The sequence below is a fragment of the Pseudomonas sp. YA1 genome (assembly GCF_058680555.1).
In genome coordinates this window covers 88,208-100,737 of sequence record NZ_JBZWBG010000003.1, presented here as the reverse complement: position 1 = coordinate 100,737, position 12,530 = coordinate 88,208, and the positions used below count along the sequence as shown (strand labels likewise).

At 67.7% G+C, this 12,530-nt stretch carries 11 protein-coding genes; 4 read left to right on the top strand and 7 right to left on the bottom strand.

The features are described 5' to 3' along the window. Positions 1–132: 132 nt before the first annotated feature. A complete protein-coding gene (locus tag AC4OR5_RS04750; RefSeq protein WP_058160231.1) occupies positions 133–951 on the top strand; it encodes a F0F1-type ATP synthase subunit beta in 819 nt (272 codons plus the stop codon). A gap of 16 nt (positions 952–967) precedes the next feature. Here AC4OR5_RS04750 and AC4OR5_RS04745 read toward each other — a convergent pair whose 3' ends face one another. Next, positions 968–1,402 carry a hypothetical protein gene (locus AC4OR5_RS04745; protein WP_003109487.1) on the bottom strand — a complete coding sequence of 145 codons (435 nt, stop codon included), beginning with the start codon at positions 1,400–1,402 and terminating at the stop codon, positions 968–970. Positions 1,403–1,609: 207 nt separating this feature from the next. Between AC4OR5_RS04745 and AC4OR5_RS04740 the strand changes: the two genes are divergently transcribed. Continuing rightward, complete coding sequence (locus AC4OR5_RS04740; RefSeq protein WP_003091210.1) at positions 1,610–2,047, top strand: universal stress protein; 438 nt, start codon at positions 1,610–1,612, stop codon at positions 2,045–2,047. Between the two features lie 29 nt (positions 2,048–2,076). Here AC4OR5_RS04740 and AC4OR5_RS04735 read toward each other — a convergent pair whose 3' ends face one another. Both AC4OR5_RS04735 and AC4OR5_RS04730 read right to left on the bottom strand, forming a co-directional pair. After that, positions 2,077–2,763, bottom strand: coding sequence for a DUF6901 family protein (locus AC4OR5_RS04735; RefSeq protein WP_003130673.1), 687 nt, complete (start codon positions 2,761–2,763; stop codon positions 2,077–2,079). A 149-nt stretch (positions 2,764–2,912) separates the two neighbouring features. Next, positions 2,913–4,835, bottom strand: a complete 1,923-nt coding sequence (locus AC4OR5_RS04730) for an ATP-binding cassette domain-containing protein (RefSeq protein WP_019485507.1) — start codon at positions 4,833–4,835, stop codon at positions 2,913–2,915. A 225-nt stretch (positions 4,836–5,060) separates the two neighbouring features. Between AC4OR5_RS04730 and slt the strand changes: the two genes are divergently transcribed. After that, entirely contained in the window at positions 5,061–6,989 is a 1,929-nt protein-coding gene (gene slt, locus AC4OR5_RS04725) for a lytic transglycosylase Slt (protein ID WP_015649145.1), read from the top strand. 56 nt (positions 6,990–7,045) lie between these two features. Beyond that, positions 7,046–7,432: a lysozyme inhibitor LprI family protein gene (locus AC4OR5_RS04720; RefSeq protein ID WP_003091225.1), complete on the top strand. Its 387-nt coding sequence runs from the start codon at positions 7,046–7,048 to the stop codon at positions 7,430–7,432. 43 nt (positions 7,433–7,475) lie between these two features. On the opposite strand, the gene AC4OR5_RS04715 is transcribed toward AC4OR5_RS04720, so the two are convergent. The 4 genes from AC4OR5_RS04715 to AC4OR5_RS04700 all read right to left on the bottom strand — a co-directional run bounded on the left by AC4OR5_RS04715 (position 7,476) and on the right by AC4OR5_RS04700 (position 12,528). Further along, complete coding sequence (locus AC4OR5_RS04715) at positions 7,476–8,282, bottom strand: MOSC domain-containing protein (protein ID WP_003122468.1); 807 nt, start codon at positions 8,280–8,282, stop codon at positions 7,476–7,478. Positions 8,283–8,384: 102 nt separating this feature from the next. Further along, positions 8,385–9,293 carry a lipid kinase YegS gene (gene yegS / locus AC4OR5_RS04710; protein WP_023435285.1) on the bottom strand — a complete coding sequence of 303 codons (909 nt, stop codon included), beginning with the start codon at positions 9,291–9,293 and terminating at the stop codon, positions 8,385–8,387. 74 nt (positions 9,294–9,367) lie between these two features. Further along, positions 9,368–10,927, bottom strand: coding sequence for an FGGY-family carbohydrate kinase (locus AC4OR5_RS04705; RefSeq protein WP_003109491.1), 1,560 nt, complete (start codon positions 10,925–10,927; stop codon positions 9,368–9,370). Between the two features lie 20 nt (positions 10,928–10,947). Continuing rightward, a complete protein-coding gene (locus AC4OR5_RS04700; protein WP_023108500.1) occupies positions 10,948–12,528 on the bottom strand; it encodes a glycerol-3-phosphate dehydrogenase/oxidase in 1,581 nt (526 codons plus the stop codon). Between the last annotated feature and the right edge of the window lie 2 nt (positions 12,529–12,530).

Below are 12,530 nucleotides of genomic sequence, written 5' to 3'. Positions count from 1 at the left end.
TCAGATGTTCGATGATCGGCGCCGTGGGCGCTTGTCCCGGTGCGGAAAGGCAGGCTAGAGTCGCCGCAGATCGCCATGCATGATCGGCCACGGGCCGTTACAAAAGAACAACAAGAAGGCCTCCAGGGCCACATGGAGATGGAACCCATGATCTGCCGTCCGTTCACTCTTTGTCTGGCCCTGCTCGGCCTGCTCAGCCTGCCCGTCTTCGCGGCAGGGACCGCCGATGACCTGCTCGCCCTGCACCAGATGCGGCTCGCCACGCAGAAATCCCTGAACGCCTTCTTCATGTACGTCGGCCAGGAAGGCGATCAACGCTACGCCAGCCTGATCGAAAGCTCGGCGCAGACGGCGGAAGCCCGCCTGCAGCGACTCGACGGCGTGAACGGCAGCGAATCCCGGCGCCTGCTGGGCCAGCTTCGCGAGCAATGGCGGGACTATGCGCAAGACCTCGACAAGCTGACCGGCGCGGTGCGCAACAAGGGCTACAGCGACCTCCAACCGGTCGCCGACCTGGCACGGCGCAACCAGCAACTGATGGACCTCGGCGGCCAGTTGTATCGCAGCCTGCAATGGGAAAACGCCGCCACGGTGCCGACGCTCACCGAGCAGAGCCGCGAACAGAGCCTGCTGATGCAGGACATTGCCCTGGACTATGCCTCGCGCAACGCGTCGGTGGGCGCCAGCTTCTTCGGCGGCGGCGAGGAGCGTCCACTGGACGACCTGGCCAGCCGCTTTTCGGTCAACCTGTTGAAGCTGCAGCAGGCGCCGCAGAACGACGAGGAGATCGCCAGGGCGCTGCGCAGCGTGGCGATCAAGTGGCACTACATCGAGAAGTCCCTGCGCAACTACAACCAGAACAGCGTGCCGTTCCTGGTCAACAAGAATGCAGACCGGATCATCGATGGCCTGGAGAAGGTCGCCGCGCTGTATGCCGCGCGCAACCAATGAACCTCGGCGCGCCGCCTCAGGCGCGCTGGCGGAGAAACTCGGCGATGCGCCCGAGGTCGGCGCTATCGCCGCGCTCGCCCCAATACAGGGCAAGGAACTGGGCGGTCGCCTCCACCTTGTAGACATCCCCGGGGAGGCTGCGCAGGGCGTCCAGCAACTCATCGTCCGCGCACGGCTCGCGCCACTGGTTCAGCCACTGGCCCGGGGTATTCTGCCAATAGCACCAGGCCTCCCGGCCGCGTCGGCGCGGGCAGTGGAACTGCGCGCAGGACGTCGGCGGAGCGCTCTCGAGCCAATGCGGCCAATCCTGGCGCGCGAGCTGCATGGCCAGGCCGAGACGGCGCGCCTCGAGGCGCAGGGCCATCTTGCCGCGCTGCCTGTTGGACGGCATCAGCCAGGCCAGGGGACTGAGCATGACAGCCAGCAGCAGAATCACCAGCCAAGTGGTCATAAGGAACGGACACTCGAAAAACGGTTAAGGCATTTGCCTCGATCCGCGCGCACAGGCAGGATCGGTCGCAGTCGCCAAGGGAGGCGCAGTTTACAGGCGAATGCGGCCACGGCGGAGCAGCTTTTTGCCCAGCGCAACGGAACAGGTTCCACGCGCGGCGCGAAAGTCCATAATGAAAACACTATCCCCTTCTGGGAGGAGACGTTCATGCCCTATCAACACATTCTGGTCGCCGTCGACCTGACCGACGAATGCGACCCGGTGATGAAGCGTGCGGCGGCCCTGGCCACCAGCAACCAGGCCCGCCTCTCGGTGGTGCATGTGGTCGAGCCCATGGCCATGGCTTTCGGCGGGGACGTGCCGATGGACCTGTCGATGTTGCAGCAGCAGCAGTTCGACCAGGCCCGTGAACGCCTGGATGCCTTCGCCGTGCGCTATCCGGACCTCGGCAGCGAGCAGCGCCACCTGGTCTACGGGCAACCACGCCAGGAAATCCACCGCCTCGCCGCGGAGCAGGCCTGCGACCTGATCGTGGTCGGCAGCCACGGTCGCCACGGCCTGGCGCTGCTGCTCGGTTCCACTGCCAACGACGTGCTGCACGGCGCGCCCTGCGACGTGCTCGCGGTGCACCTGAAGAAAGCCTGATCTCTCCCCGCTCGGCCGGGGCCTGCGCCTCAGCCGAGCGTTTCCTCGGCGCTCATCACCAGCGGGCGGATCTTCTGCAACTGGGTTTCCAGCGAATAGCTGATGCTCGATGACAGCGAGAAGAAGGTCAGGAACGCCTTCAGGTTGGAATCGCTGACACAGGTGTCGTGGATTCGCTGCCAGAACGCCTGGTTGACCAGTTGCAACTGCTGGAACAGCCGCACCAACCCTTTCAGTTCCCAATCGGCATGCCGCCCCTCGCGGAAGTTGAAGTACTGGCGCATCAGGTACAGCGGCACCACCCGCAGCACGAACTCCTGGTTGCTGGCGAACGGCAGGTGCTGCATGGCCATCGGCCTCAGCGGCGCCAGCAGCGGACAGGCGCTGCTGGCCATGATCAAGCCGATCAGCGCGCGCAGTCCTTCCTCCAGGCCCGCCTGCTTGATGTACTCGCGCTCCGGCGTGCGCACGCAGATGCCGGCCTTGCGGAACGCCGGCAGGTTGCGGAAATCCTCGATCACCCCATGCAGGTCGACCGCCGCCGGACAATGGCTGTAGCGTTCGCGATCGAGCGGGCAGTTGCTGCAGCGATTGTGCTCCAGGCGCGTCCAGCGCGGCGCCGCGGAGGCCGCCTGCGGGTCGTAGTGCCGCTCCAGCTCGATGCGATAGTTGAGCTGATGCTGGTCGTCCAGCGTGATGCGGTACTCGATTGCCATGGACTGATCCTTTCTCGGGAGACGGCCGGCCCGTCAATGACGCCAGCCAGAGGGACCGACGGAGGACTGCACCCACCGCCGGCAAGGCCCGCAAGGATCATCGAGATGAGCCGCTATCACATTGATGCAGCTCACTTTTTCGAAATGGATCAGTCTTCCAGTTCGGCCCAGCGCTCGAGCAAGGCATCGAGTTCCTGCTGCAACGCATCCAGCCGCGCCAGGGTTTCGCGCTGCTCGTCCTGCGGGCGCAGATAGAAATCCTGCTGCGCGATGGTTTCCTGGACACCCGCCAGCTCCGCCTCGACCGCGTCGATCTGCCCGGGCAAGGCCTCCAGCTCGCGCTGCAACTTGTAGCTGAGCTTTTTCTTCGCCGGCGCCTCGCTCGGCGCCGCGGCAGCCGGAACGGATTCGGCGGCGGGCGCCAACGCGGTATTCAGCTCGGCCTTGCCGCTCTTCGACTCGCTCACGCCGAGCAGGCGCGGCGTGCCCCCTTGGCGCAGCCAGTCCTGGTAGCCGCCGACGAATTCGCGAACCTTGCCCTCGCCCTCGAAGACCAGGGTGCTGGTCACCACGTTGTCGAGGAAGGCCCGATCGTGGCTGACCATCAGCACGGTGCCCTGGAAGCCGAGCAGGACTTCCTCCAGCAGTTCCAGGGTTTCCACGTCGAGGTCGTTGGTCGGTTCGTCGAGCACCAGCAGGTTGGCCGGCTTGCTGAACAGCTTGGCCAGCAGCAGGCGCGCGCGCTCGCCGCCGGACAACGCCTTCACCGGGGTGCGGGCGCGCTGCGGACTGAACAGGAAGTCGCCGAGATAGCTGAGCACATGCCGGTTCTGGCCGTCGATGGTGATGAACTCGCGGCCTTCGGAGATATTGTCGATCACCGTCTGCTCGGGTTCGAGCTGATGGCGCAACTGGTCGAAGTAGGCCACTTCCAGCTTGGTGCCCACCTCGATCTTGCCCGAGGTCGGCTGCAGGTCGCCAAGCAGCAGCTTGAGCAAGGTGGTCTTGCCGGTCCCGTTGGCGCCGAGCAGGCCGATACGGTCGCCGCGCTGCAGGACCATGGAGAAGTCGCGTACCAGCGGCTGGCCGCCGGGATGGGCGAAGCTGACGTGCTCCACCACGATCACCTGCTTGCCGGACTTGTCCGCGCTTTCCAGCTGGAAGCTGGCCTTGCCCTGGCGCTCGCGGCGCTCGGCGCGTTCGCGACGCATTTCCTTCAGTGCCCGAACCCGCCCTTCGTTGCGCGTGCGGCGGGCCTTGATGCCCTGGCGGATCCACACTTCTTCCTGGGCCAGGCGCTTGTCGAACAATGCGTTGGCAGCTTCTTCGGCGGCCAATTGCTGTTCCTTGTGCACCAGGAAACTGGCGTAGTCGCCGTTCCAGTCGATCAGGTGGCCACGATCCAGCTCGAGGATGCGGGTCGCCAGGGATTGCAGGAAGGCGCGGTCGTGGGTAATGAACAGCACCGCGCCGTTGAAGCCCAGCAGCGCTTCCTCGAGCCAGGCGATGGCGCCGATGTCCAGGTGGTTGGTCGGTTCGTCCAGCAGCAGCAGGTCCGGCTCGGCGACCAGCGCCTGGGCCAGCAGCACGCGCCGACGCCAGCCGCCGGAGAGTTCGGCGAGGGTCTTGTCGGCCGGCAACTGCAGGCGGCTGAGGGTGCTGTCCACCAGTTGCTGCAGGCGCCAGCCATCGCGCGCCTCGAGTTCCTGCTGGACCCGCGAGAGGCGCGCCAGGTCGTCGTCGGTATGGATGTTCAGGCTCAGGTGGTGGTACTCGGCGAGCAGCTTGCCGACTTCCGCCAGGCCTTCGGCCACCACGTCGAACACTGTCCGTTCGTCGGCACGCGGCAGTTCCTGGGGCAATTCGCCGATCTTCAGCGCCGGTGCGCGCCAGACTTCGCCGTCGTCGGCCTGCTGTTCGCCCTTGACCACCTTGAACAGGCTGGACTTGCCGGTACCGTTGCGTCCGATCACGCAGACCCGCTCGCCACGGCCGATCTGCCACGACACCTTGTCCAGCAAGGGAGTGGTGCCAAAGGCAAGGGATACATCGGTGAACTTGAGCAGGGTCATGGGCGCCTCCGGAAACAGGGCGCGCATTTTACGCCGGATAGGCATCGGAAGGCACGGCGCTTTCACCGCCATGCCGCAACGGCTAAGCTTAGGCGAGCCATCCGCCCGGCTTCGGGCGCGCCCCGCGACAGCGGTCGCGCGCCGGTCCCGCGAGCGGTCGAAACGCCCGTAGGCAGCCGTTGCGGACCTGCCGACGTTACCCGACATCACCTGCCCGGATAAGTCATGCGCGGTCGCCTGTTCACTCTCGTTTCCTGCCTTTTGCTCAGTATTTCCTCCGTCGACGCGGTCCACGCCGCTTCCCTGACCGAACAACGCCGTCTCTACGACCAGGCCAAGGCCGCCCTGGCCAAGGGCAACAGCGCGCCCTACATGGCCTCGCGCAGCGCCCTGCGCGATTACCCGCTGGAACCCTACCTAGCCTACGACGAGCTGACCCACCGGCTGAAGACCGCCAGCAACGAGGAGGTCGAGCGCTTCCTCACCGAACACGGCGACCTGCCGCAGATCGGCTGGCTGAAACTGCGCTGGCTGCGCCTGCTGGCCGATCGCGGCGACTGGAAGACCTTCGTCAACTACTACGATCCGAAGCTGAACTTCACCGAACTCGACTGCCTGTATGGCCAGTACCAGCTGGGCCACGGCCAGAAGGCCGAAGGTTACGCCACCAGCGAACGCCTGTGGCTGGTCGGCAAGTCGCAGCCGGCTGCCTGCGATACCCTGTTCGGCCTCTGGCAGGGCGAAGGCCAGCTCACCGAGGAAAAGGTCTGGAAACGCCTCAAGCTGGCCGCCGAAGCGCGCAACTACAGCCTCGCCTCGCACCTCGCGCAGCGCCTGCCGACCCTCGGCAACCAGGGCGCGCTGATGGTCAGCGTGGCGCAGAACCCCGCCCAGCTGAGCCAGACCGGCCGCTTCAGCCAGCGCGACCATGCCACCGCCGACGTGGTCGGTCTCGGCCTGCGCCGCCTGGCGCGGCAGGACCCGGAAAAGGCCCTGAGCCTGCTCGACTACTACAGCTCGGCGCTACCCTTCTCCAGCGACGAGAAGGTCGCCATTGCCCGCGAGATCGGACTCAGCCTGGCCAAGCGCTTCGATCCGCGCGCACTGCCGCTGATGACCCAGTACGATCCCGGCCTGCGCGACAACACCGTCACCGAATGGCGCACCCGCCTGCTGCTGCGCCTGGGCCGCTGGGACGAAGCCTACGCGCTGACCCGCAAGCTGCCCCAGGATCTTGCCGCCACCAGCCGCTGGCGCTATTGGCAGGCACGCAGCCTGCAACTGGCGCAGCCGAACAGCAAGGAGCCGATCGCGCTGTACCAGAAGCTCGCCGGCGAGCGCGACTTCTACGGCTTCCTCGCCGCCGACCGCCTGAGCGTGCCGTACAAGCTCGGCAACCGCCCTGCGCACATCGACCCGCGCGTCCTGCAACGCGTACGCAACGCCGCCAGTACGCGCCGGGCCATGGAGTTCTTCAACCGTGGCGAAGTGATCAACGCCCGCCGTGAGTGGTACCACGCCGCGCGCCTGTTCGATCGCGACGAGCTGATCGCCCAGGCCAGGCTGGCCTACGACATGCAGTGGTATTTCCCGGCGATCCGCTCGATCAGCCAGGCGCAGTACTGGGACGACCTGGACATCCGCTTCCCGATGGCGCACCGCGCCACCCTGGTGCGCGAAGCGAAGAACCGCGGCCTGCACTCCAGTTGGATCTTCGCCATCACCCGGCAGGAAAGCGCGTTCATGTCCGATGCCCGTTCCGGAGTCGGCGCCACCGGGCTGATGCAGCTGATGCCCGGCACCGCCAAGGAGACCTCGCGCAAGTTCGGCATCCCGCTGGCCTCGACCCAGCAACTGATCGTGCCCGACGTCAACATCCGCCTCGGCGCCGCCTACCTGAGCCAGGTGCATGGCCAGTTCAACGGCAACCGGGTACTCGCCTCGGCCGCCTACAACGCCGGTCCGGGCCGCGTCCGCCAGTGGCTGAAAGATACCCGCCACCTGGCCTTCGACGTGTGGATCGAGACCATTCCGTTCGACGAGACTCGCCAGTACGTGCAGAACGTGCTGTCCTATGCGGTGATCTACGGGCAGAAGCTCAATGCGCCGCAGCCCATCGTCGACTGGCACGAACGCTACTTCGACGATCTCTGACCCCCAACCCGGCCCGGACGCCCGGGCCTTTCCAGTACCTTGAAAAGGACCTCAAGATGAACAAGCCCCTCGCTACCGCCCTGCTCGCCGCCTCCAGCCTGCTGCTCGCCGACGGCGCCCTGGCCGCCGACGCCTGCGGTACGCCGCGCAACGCCTTCGACAGCGTGTACTGCCGCAGCGGCGAGTTTTCCCAGGCCGACCGCGAGCTGAACCAGCAGTTCGGCACCCTGCGCAAGCACCTGAACGACGGCCAGAAAGCCCTGCTGAAGAAGAGCCAGATCGCCTGGATCAAGGAGCGCGACGCGGCCTGCAGCGAAAGCAAGGACAACGGTTATTTCGTCAACCTCGACTGCGCCACCGAGAAGACCCGCCAGCGCCTCGACTTCCTCCGCGAACGCGAGCGCGAGTGCCTGAGCACCGGTTGCGTCGACGCCAAGCTCTGATCGCCGGCAATGGCCGCCCGCCGCAACGGCGGGCGACCGTTCCTCAGTCGAGGATTTCCACCGGCATCCCCACCTCCAGGCCGCCCTGTCCCAGCGCAATCAGGTTCTGCCCGAACAGCACCGCGCCATCCTTTTCCCGGTAGGTCTTCAGGGTCGTCAGCGGCTCGCGGTCCTCGTTGCGCTCGCCGGTCGCCGGATCCAGGGTGGTGAGGATGCAGCGGGAACAGGGCTTGGCCACGACGAACTCGACCGAGCCGATGCGGATGCGTTTCCAGCCGTCCTCGGCGAACGCGGCACTGCCTTCCACCACCAGGTTGGGACGGAAGCGCAGCATCTCCAGCGGCCGGCCGACCCGCTGGCTGAGGTCGTCGAGCGAAGCCTGGCCGATCAGCAGCAGCGGGAAGCCGTCGGCGAAATGCACCTTCTGCCCCGGCTCGGCGTAGCCGGTATCGACCTGCCGTGCGCGCGCCTCGGGAATGTGCACCAGGCGCGTCGGGCGGCCGAGGAAGCGCGTCAGCCAGTCCGCTGCGGCGTCGCCGGCATCCGGCGCCTGCAAGGTATCGCGCCAGACCGTGACGCCACGCAGGTTGGCGTCGGCTGCCGGTACTTCGAGGCTCAGCTCGGACATCCCCGGCGCATTCAGCCGCAGGACCTCCGGCGCCGCCCAGCGCGCCTGGATACGCCCCAGCTGCGGCAGCAGGCGCTGGGTGAAGAAACGTCCGGTTTCGGTGTCCACCGCCATCCAGCGTCGGTCGCCGACCACGCCCAGCGCATCGAGCGCGACGCGCTCCAGGGACTCGGCGGCGGAAGACTTGATCGGATAGCGGTACAGCGCGGAGAGACGGAACATGGAACCAGCATCCTTGGTGGAAAGATGCTGTTATACGGTGTCGCGGGAAAGGCCGACAAGACACAGACGCCACTCCAGGCAGCGGATCAGTCGGCCCCGCCCTCAGTCCTCGCGCGGCGGCTCGCGCAACAACGGCGAACCGGCCGGCAAGTGCACGCGCAGCGCGCCCGGGGAAACCGAGAAACGCAGCTTGCGTCCTTCCAGCGGCTCGCCGTCGAGATTGACGTCGAGACCTTCCGCCGCCTCCACTTCCAGCCATGGCACCCGCGCGCGGACGAACAGGCTTTCCACTCCGTTGCCACCGCCGAGCAGGGTGCCCAGGGTACCGACCATGTCCTGCGGCGTCGGCAGGATGCTCACGTCCAGCAGGCCGTCGTCCACTCGCGCTTGCGGACACAGTACGTGCCCGCCGCCGGCCTGGCGCCCGTTACCGATGCCCAGGGCGAGGAACTCGCCTTCCCACTGGAAGTCCGGGGCGCTGAAACGGCCCTGGGCGGCATGCACTTCGGAAAAACGGGTCAACCCGGTCAACAGGTAGGCGGCACCGCCGAGAACCTTCTTCAGGTCCTCCGAGGTATTCGCCGTGACCTTCGAACCGAAGCCGCCAGTGGCCATGTTGAGGAACAGCTTGCCGTTCACCTCGCCCAGGTCGATCGGCCGCGCCGTCTGGTCGAGCAGCGCCAGCGCCGCGGCCGGCTCCAGGGGAATCCCGGCGGCGCGGGCGAAATCGTTGGCGGTGCCCAGCGGCAGGATCGCCAGGCTCGCCTCGCCTCGCCCACGCGCCAGCGCTTCGGCCACCTCGCGCAGCGTGCCGTCGCCACCTCCGGCGACCAGCGTCGCATAGCCGGCCGCCAGCGCCTCTTCGACGATGCGCCGGGCGTCGCCGTCCTCCCAGGTTACCCGCACCGCCAGCTTCCGCCCGGCCTCGCGCTGCGCCGCGACCGCGGCACGAACCTCTTCGTTGCCCGCCTGCTTGCCGTGCAGGACCAGCAGAACCTTGTCCTTGTCCATCGAACCGAACCCCTCGTCGTGGCCTTGTCTTTGCCTATTGACCGCGTATCCGGGACGGAAGTGCGGCGCCCGGTTCAGGCAGGGTAGCCGGTAATCTCGCGAATGCTGCGGTAGAGCGGGCGCAACTGGCGATACATGCGCAGGTAGACCTCGCCATAGAGCCGCTGGTAGATCTGCCGGGCCTCCGCCTGGGGCAGGAAAACCCGGCCGACGCGGGTCATCCCGGCCACCGCGCTGGCGACGTCCGGATAGAGGCCGAGCCCCACCGCGCAGTCGATCGCCGCACCCAGGCCGGACGCCTCGTAGACATGCGGGCGCTCGGCCGGCAGGCCGAAGATGTCGGCGGTGAGCTGCATCGCCGCGTCGCTCTGCGAGCCGCCGCCGGCCACGCGCAGGCGCACGATCGGCGTGCCCGAACGCTTCTCGATGCGCTCCTTGCCCTGGCGCAGGGCATAGGCCAGGCCCTCGAGGATGGCCCGGTAGATGTGCGCCCGGGTATGCACGTCGCCGAAACCGATCATCGCCCCCTTGGCCTCCAGTCCCGGTTCGCGGATTCCCGGCGACCAGTAGGGTTGCAGGGTCAGGCCCATCGAGCCGGGCGGCACGCCGTTGACCAGTTCGTCGAACAGTTGCTCCGGCTCGACCCCCTGCTCGCGCGCCTGCTGCATCTCGCGCAAGCCGAACTCGCGCTTGAACCAGCTGACCATCCAGTAGCCGCGATAGATCATCACCTCGGTATTGAAATGATCGGGAATCGCCGCCGGATAGGGTGGAATCAGCGGCACGGTTTCCAGGTAGCGGGCGCGGGTGGTGTTGATGGTCGCCGTGGTGCCGTAGGAGAGGCAGGCGATGGTGGGCTCCAGCGCACCTGCGCCGAGCACCTCGCAGGCCTTGTCGGCCCCCGCGGCGATCAACGGCAGGCCTTGCGGAATGCCGGTGTGCCGGCTGGCCTCGGCGCTGATCTCGCCGAGCCGCTCGCCCGGCTTGAACAGCTCCGGCAACTGCTCGCGGCGTACCGCCAGCGCCTGCCATTTCCAGTCGCGCGGGGCGGCCCAGCGCAGGCGCTTGTAGTCGAACGGCAGGTAGGCTACGCAGCACCCCACCGAATCGACGAAACGGCCGGTCAGGCGGTGGCTGAGAAAGCCGGAAAGCAGCAACACCTTGTCGGTCTTCGCGGCGATCTCCGGCTGCTCCTGGGCCACCCAGTTGACCTCGGCCTGGGCGCGGAAATGCTCCACCGCGCCCTCGGCGCCGACCAGCTTGAACAGCCAGCCCCACGGCCCCCTGATGCGCTCGCGGACCTCCGCCCGGCGCTGGTCGAGCCAGAGGATCGCCGGACGCAACGGCCTGCCCTCGGCATCGACGTGGATCACCGTACCGCGCTGGGTGGTCAGCGACACCCCGCGGATGAGCCCGCGATCGATGTCCACCTGGTCCCAGAGCCGCCGACAGGCCTCGCCGAGCATCGCCCAGTAGTACTCGGGGTCCTGTTCGGCCCAGCCCGGATGCTTCGAGTAGTAGGCCTCCAGCTCCACCTTGCCCTTGCCCAGCAGGTTGCCCTGTAGGTCGAACAGCAGGGCGCGCACGCTCTGGGTGCCATTGTCGATCGCCAGCAGATAGTTCTTGTCGTTCATCTCGTTCTCGTCTCGGCTGGTCAGACGGGCAGGCTGTAGTGCCGGCGCCAGAGGTCCAGATAGGCCTGTTGCTCACGTTCCCAGCGCGGGTCGTCCCAGCCCAGGCGCGCTTGGCAGAGCGCGCGGATACGCGGCAGGTATGCCGCGCCGCCTCCGGGCAACAGCAGGCCGAGGCGGGTGCGGCGCAACAGCAGGTCGTCGAGATGCAGCACCATTTCCGCCTCGGCGGCGAACGCCAGTTCGGCCCAGAGCGTTTCGCTGGCACCCACGCAGTCCGTTCCGAGGGTGTCCACCAGCCGCTTGAGGCGGACCAGGTCGCGTCCGTAGCGACCGGCCAGGCGACGTCGCTGGCCGCTGCCGAGCCCGTCGATGAGCGGGCCTTCGCAGGCGCCGAACACCGCCGCGCCATCGTCCGTGACCGTGCGCCCGAGCAGCGGCGCGCAGGCTTGTAGCACCTCCACCGCCAGCGGCCGGAAGGTGGTCAGCTTGCCGCCGGCCAGGGTCACGCAGCCCGGCTCGCGCCAGAGCACATGCTCGCGTTTCTCGTCGGAAGGCTTGCCGCTGTCGTCACCGCTGCTGACCACCGGTCGCACGCCGGCCCAGGTCGACAGCACGTCGCGCGCCTCGATGGCGGCGGCGGGAAACTGCTGGGCGCAGGCCGCCAGCAGGTAGTCGAGTTCGGCGCGGCTGATCCGCGCGTCCTCCCCAAGGCCGTCGCGATGGTCGAGATCGGTGGTGCCGACCACCGTCGCACCCTCCCAGGGGAACACGAACACCGGTCGCCGGTCCGTGGCGTGCATGAAGCTGAAGGCATGGGCCACCGGCAGGCGCCAGGCCGGCAGCAATAGATGGCTGCCGCGCAGCGGGCGGATGTGCTCGCTTCCGCCGGGCTGGCGCAACTCATCGGCCCAGGCCCCGGTGGCCACCGCCAGGGCGCGGCAGCGAAAGTCGAGAAGCTCGCCGCTCTCGCGGTCCTCGGCGCGCAGGCCGACCACCTGGCCGCCCTCGCGCAGCAATTCGCGCACACGCATGCCGTTGAATGCCTCGCCGCCGTCGTGACGCGCCTCGGCCAGCACCCGCAGCACCAGGCGCGCATCGTCGGTCACCGCATCGAAGAATCGCGTGCCGCCGAGCAGCCGTTGTTCCTTCAGGCCCGGCGCCAGGTAGCGCAACGCGGCGGCGTCGTAGAAGCGGTGGTTGCGCCGCCCGGCAAGGGCGTCGTAGACGCTCAGCAGGCCGCCGAATACCCGCGGGCCGGGAAAGCCGCCGCGGTAGTGGGCCATCACGAAGCTCAACGGCTCCACCAGCCCAGGCGCCTCGCCGAGCAGGCGCTGGCGCTCGCGCACCGAGTCGCGGGTCAGCCGCCACTGGCCTTTGGCGATGTAGCGCAGGCCACCATGGACCATCTTCGACGAGCGGCTCGAGGTGCCCCAGGCGAAGTCCCGCTGCTCCAGCAGCAGGCAGCGCCAGCCGCGCCGCGCGGCTTCGCGGAGGATGCCGGCACCGCTGATGCCGCCGCCAACCACGATCAGGTCCCACTCCTGCCCCGCCAGCGCCGGCAGGCGGCGGCGACGCCACTCCTCGTTCCAGGCTGAAGTCATTC

Bases quoted from the DNA above. Each gene is read 5' to 3' on its own strand.
- slt (WP_015649145.1), top strand. From the start codon at position 5,061: ATGCGCGGTCGCCTGTTCACTCTCGTTTCCTGCCTTTTGCTCAGTATT.
- AC4OR5_RS04735 (WP_003130673.1), bottom strand. From the start codon at position 2,763: ATGGCAATCGAGTACCGCATCACGCTGGACGACCAGCATCAGCTCAAC.
- AC4OR5_RS04720 (WP_003091225.1), top strand. From the start codon at position 7,046: ATGAACAAGCCCCTCGCTACCGCCCTGCTCGCCGCCTCCAGCCTGCTG.
- AC4OR5_RS04715 (WP_003122468.1), bottom strand. From the start codon at position 8,282: ATGTTCCGTCTCTCCGCGCTGTACCGCTATCCGATCAAGTCTTCCGCC.
- AC4OR5_RS04740 (WP_003091210.1), top strand. From the start codon at position 1,610: ATGCCCTATCAACACATTCTGGTCGCCGTCGACCTGACCGACGAATGC.
- AC4OR5_RS04705 (WP_003109491.1), bottom strand. From the start codon at position 10,927: ATGAACGACAAGAACTATCTGCTGGCGATCGACAATGGCACCCAGAGC.
- AC4OR5_RS04750 (WP_058160231.1), top strand. From the start codon at position 133: ATGGAGATGGAACCCATGATCTGCCGTCCGTTCACTCTTTGTCTGGCC.
- yegS (WP_023435285.1), bottom strand. From the start codon at position 9,293: ATGGACAAGGACAAGGTTCTGCTGGTCCTGCACGGCAAGCAGGCGGGC.
- AC4OR5_RS04700 (WP_023108500.1), bottom strand. From the start codon at position 12,528: ATGACTTCAGCCTGGAACGAGGAGTGGCGTCGCCGCCGCCTGCCGGCG.
- AC4OR5_RS04730 (WP_019485507.1), bottom strand. From the start codon at position 4,835: ATGACCCTGCTCAAGTTCACCGATGTATCCCTTGCCTTTGGCACCACT.
- AC4OR5_RS04745 (WP_003109487.1), bottom strand. From the start codon at position 1,402: ATGACCACTTGGCTGGTGATTCTGCTGCTGGCTGTCATGCTCAGTCCC.